Source organism: Streptomyces sp. NPDC007162, assembly GCF_040634175.1.
Lineage (GTDB): Bacteria > Actinomycetota > Actinomycetes > Streptomycetales > Streptomycetaceae > Streptomyces.
Map to the genome: position 1 here is coordinate 1 of NZ_JBEYFC010000648.1, position 4,299 is coordinate 4,299.

Annotated in this window: 3 protein-coding genes and 1 pseudogene; 1 reads left to right on the top strand and 3 read right to left on the bottom strand. The window is 73.4% G+C overall.

From position 1 onward, the window contains the following. Positions 1-108 precede the first annotated feature (108 nt). The 3 genes from ABZ646_RS41240 to ABZ646_RS41250 form a co-directional block, all read right to left on the bottom strand. On the bottom strand, positions 109-1,827 hold the full coding sequence (locus ABZ646_RS41240) for a GAF domain-containing sensor histidine kinase (RefSeq protein WP_360531310.1): 1,719 nt from the start codon (positions 1,825-1,827) through the stop codon (positions 109-111). A gap of 152 nt (positions 1,828-1,979) precedes the next feature. Then, the gene (locus ABZ646_RS41245) at positions 1,980-2,690 is read right to left on the bottom strand and encodes a pyridoxamine 5'-phosphate oxidase family protein (RefSeq protein ID WP_360531304.1); all 711 of its coding nucleotides are present in this window, start codon (positions 2,688-2,690) and stop codon (positions 1,980-1,982) included. An 18-nt stretch (positions 2,691-2,708) separates the two neighbouring features. After that, entirely contained in the window at positions 2,709-3,779 is a 1,071-nt protein-coding gene (locus ABZ646_RS41250; protein WP_360531307.1) for a zinc-dependent alcohol dehydrogenase family protein, read from the bottom strand. A gap of 280 nt (positions 3,780-4,059) precedes the next feature. Between ABZ646_RS41250 and ABZ646_RS41255 the strand changes: the two are divergent. After that, positions 4,060-4,299: pseudogene (locus ABZ646_RS41255) on the top strand (hypothetical protein); the annotation flags it as partial.

The following is a 4,299-nucleotide window of genomic DNA, read 5'->3' on the forward strand; positions in this document are numbered from 1 at the left end:
ACCTGGCCCTACGGGCTCCCCGAACTGCCGGGTGCCCGCGCCGCGCTGGAGGGGTCCAAGCGCATCGCGGTACCCGGTTGCTACCCCACCGCCGTGCCTGCCGCGGCACTAGGCCTGCCTGACCGGTACCCGCCACCGCAGTGCCGTACCGCCGGCCGGCGGGCAGTCCCAGTCCAGTCGGCCGCCCAACTGCTCCGCCCGCTCCGCCATGTTGTGCAGCCCGCTGCGCCGGCCGCCCGCCGGGATGCCCACACCGTTGTCCCGGACCGTCAGCAGCAGTTCGTGGCCGTCGGTGGACAGGCTCACGTCCACGCGGTCGGCGTGGGCGTGCCGGGCGACGTTGGTGAGGGACTCGGAGAGGACGGCTGTCACGTGGTCGGCCGTCTCTCTGGGCACGTCGGTGTCGAGCAGCCCCTCCATGCGGACGCTCGGGGCGAAGCCGAGGACCTGCGCCGCCTCTCCCGCCACCCGTACGGTACGGGCCCGCAGCCCGGTCCCGGCCCCGTCCTCCCGGGCCCGCAGGCCGAAGATGGTCGACCTGATGATCTTGATGGTCTCGTCCAGGTCGTCCACGGCGCGCGCCACGCGTTCGGCCGCCTCCGTGTGCTCGATGAACCGGCCCGCGCTCTGCAGAGTCATCCCCGTCGCGAACAGGCGTTGGATCGCGAGGTCGTGCAGGTCGCGGGCGATGCGGTCGCGGTCCTTGAGCACCGCGACCTCCGCTGCGTCCTGCCGCCGTTCCGCCAGCTCCATCGCGACCGCCGCCTGGGCCGCGAAGTCCTGGAGGGTCTCGCTCTCGGTCGCCGTGAACACCGGACGCCCGGCCTCCCGCGACAGCAGGAGCACACCCCGGACACCGTCCTCACCGGTGCCGATGGGAACGCCCACGGCGGGGCCGAGCCCCTGGAAGCGGGGAGGCTCCTGCGAGATGCGGGCGTCCTGGGACACGTCGTCGCTGACGGCCGGGGCGGCCCCGGAGAAGGCGAGGCCCATCAGGGTGCTCTCCAGGGGAAGCACCAGCCCCCGGTGCGCCTCGGCGTCCAGTCCGACGGCGATCTCCACGGTGAGCGATCCGGTGCCCGCCACCGGCAACGCCACCGCGGCCAGCGCCGACCCGGTGATCTCGGCGGCCCGTTCCGCGATCAGGCCGAGCACCTCGGCACGGCCGCCGCCCGACATCAGGCTGTGGGTGATCTCCGCGTTGGTCCGCAGCCAGCGCTCCCGCAGCCGGGACTCCTCGTACAGGCGGGCGTTGTCGATGGCGACGCCCGCCGCGACCGCGAGGGTGGAGATCACCGCCACGTCCTCCTCGTCGAACTGTGTCCCGCCGCGCTTCTCGGTGAGGTAGAGGTTGCCGAAGACCTGCTCGCGGACTCTGATGGGAACACCGAGGAAGGTGTTCATCGGCGGGTGGCCGGGCGGGAAGCCGTACGAGGCGGGGTGATCGGAGATCTTCGCCAGGCGCAGCGGCTCGGGGTGGCGGATCAGTTCACCGAGGATGCCGTGGCCCTCCGGGTACGGGCCGATCCGGCCGATCTGCTCCTCGGTGACTCCGACCGTGTGGAACGCGGACAGCCGCGTGCCGTCCGGACCGATGACGCCCAGTGCCGCGTACTCGGCGTCGACCAGGGCCGCGGCCGCCTCGACGATGCCGCGCAGCGCCTGCTCCAGGTCCAGCTCCCGCCCGACCGAGAGCACCGCCTCCAGCAGGCTGTGCACCCGGTCCCGCGTGCCGCGGGCCGCGTCCAACCGCGCCTGCAGCTCCTCCAGCAGCTCGTCCAGCCTCAGCTGCGGCAGCCGTACGCGCGCCTCCTCGGGGCTTCCCACCAGCGTCTCCTCGGTCTCGGGGCGGGCTGACACCGGCCGCTCCGTTCGGTGGGTCACGCTACCGGCCTTCGCGGACGGCGGGTAACCCACCAGGACGCCGAGGTGGGCGCGCACACCGGGCGACCGGACGGCCCCGGCGCCGGGCCAGGACGTCACGCGGTGATCCGGCGTCCGGTGACCGTGCCCGGCTGGACGCACATCCAGAGGTCGCGGTGTCCGCCGGCCCACGGTGCGCTGTACGCCTGCTCGTCGAGGCGGCGCGTCTCGTCCGGTGAGGTGACGACGCGGGCCTCGCCGCGGACCAGCACGCTCCAGCCGGTGCTGAACGCGTCGTCGATGCGGTCGACCTCGAAGGCCACCTGGTGACCGGCGGCCAGGGACGGTGTCGTGCCGGAGGCGGTCCGGAAGACGATCGCACCGTCGACGACGCTGTAGTTGACCGGCACCACGACCGGCCCGGAAGCGGTCGGCAGGGCGATTCTGCCGATGCCGTGGGTGCCCAGCAGTGCTGTGCACTCCGCTGGTCCCAGTTCCGTGAGTCCGGCGTCGGGGGCGGCTTGTTCCGGGCCGGGCGGCAGGTCGGCGCTGCCCCCGGTGAGCTGCGGCACCGTTGTCTGCAGCGCTGCGGCGAGGCTGAGGACGGTGCCCCTGCTCGGACTGGCGCAGGGGTGCTCCTCCAGGTGCTTCAGGTAGCTGGACGCCATGCCCGCCCGGGCGGCCGTCTCCTGACGGGTCAGGCCGAGTTGGGCGCGCCGGGCGGCGAGCCGGCGGCCCAGGTCGCCGCGGGGGCGTTCCACCGTGGTCCCGGTGTCGTGCCGTGTCGTGCCGTCCTGTCCGGTGCCGTGCCGGGTCCCTTCGGGCATGGCCGTCACGTCCTTTCGTCAGACTGTGCGCACGGCGACGGCCTCGTGCTGCTCCTCCCCCAGCACGACCTTGAGGGCGCCAGTGGTGCCGGCGTGGGCGAAGACCTCGTAGGCCTCCGCCATGCGGTCGAGCGGGAAGGTGTGGGTGACGAGCTGTGTGGTGGGCAGCCGGCCGGCGGCCGCCATCCGCAGCAGGGTGGGGGTGGAGTGGGTGTCGACCAGGCCGGTGGTGACGGTGACGTTCCTGCTCCACAGGTCTTCGAGGTGCAGGGTCGCCGGCCTGCCGTGCACGCCGATGTTGGCGACGTGCCCGCCGGGCCGGACCATGCGTGTGCACAGCTCGAAGCTCTCCGGCACGCCCACCGCCTCGATGACGACGTCGGCGCCCAGGCCGTCGGTCAGGTCGGCGACCAGTTGCCGGGGCGCTTCATGGACGTCGGCCACCGCGTCGGCACCGAACCGGTGAGCGGCCTCCAGCCGGGCCGGGGCCAGGTCCACCGCGATGATCCGCTCCGGCGAGAACAGCCGGGCCGTGGCGATCGCGGCGAGTCCGATGGGCCCGGCGCCGACGACGGCCACGGTGTCGCCGGGGCGGACGTGCCCGTTGAGGACGCCCACCTCGTAGGAGGTCGGGAAGATGTCCGCGAACAGGACGGCGTCGTTGCTGTGGAGAGTGGCGGGCAGCGCGTGGACCGACAGGTCCGCGAAGGGGACGCGGACGTACTCGGCCTGGGTGCCGTCGACGAGGTGGCCGAGGATCCAGCCTCCGCCGCCGCGGCACTGGCCGTACATCCGCTCCCGGCAGTAGGAGCAGCGCCCGCAGGAACTGATGCAGGAGATCAGTACCCGGTCGCCGGGGCGTACGGTCCGTACGTCGCTGCCCACCTCGACGATCTCGCCGACGGCCTCGTGGCCGAGGACCGTGCCCGGCTGCACCTCGGGCACGTCGCCCTTGAGGATGTGCAGGTCCGTGCCGCAGATGGTGACGGCCACGACGCGCACGATCGCGTCGGTGGGCTCCTTGACGGCCGGGTCCGGGACCTCTTCCCAGGCGGACTGCCCGGGTCCGTGGAACACGAATCCCTTCATGACGCTCCTCATCCCACTCGGTCGGCCGCGGAGCCGGAGCCCGGTGGCGAGGTGGCGGCTGTCGGTACGCGGCCTGCCGTCTTCCGGGCACCGGGTTTGCCCCGCACGTCCAGCCTGCTCCGCACGCGGGAGACCGGCTTGGGCCGGTCGGGCCACTCACCCGGGCGGGTGGGGCCGTCGTCCGGGGCACCGGTGCGGACCGCGGAGGGCCTGTCGGGTCCGCGGATCGGGGACCGTTCGGCCCTTCCGCGGCGTCCGCCTCCGGGGCTTTGATCCGACTATGTCGGAGAAACAGCCGCGGCCGGCGGTCACCCACACCGTACGCACCGTCGACGGGACGACCGTGGTGACGCTGTTCGGAGAGCTCGATCTCCTGGCGGCGGTCCCGCTGAGGTCCCGGCTGGACGCCCTGTCGCAGCCCTCCACACCTCCCCCGCGCTCCTCGGCACAGCCCTCGACCTCCTCGCCGGCCTCCGCCGCCGCGACCCCCGGCTCCTCCTCTCCGCCACCGACGCCGAAC

Excerpts from the sequence above, each read along its gene's own strand:
- ABZ646_RS41250 (WP_360531307.1), bottom strand. The coding sequence starts at position 3,779 with ATGAAGGGATTCGTGTTCCACGGACCCGGGCAGTCCGCCTGGGAAGAG.
- ABZ646_RS41245 (WP_360531304.1), bottom strand. The coding sequence starts at position 2,690 with ATGCCCGAAGGGACCCGGCACGGCACCGGACAGGACGGCACGACACGG.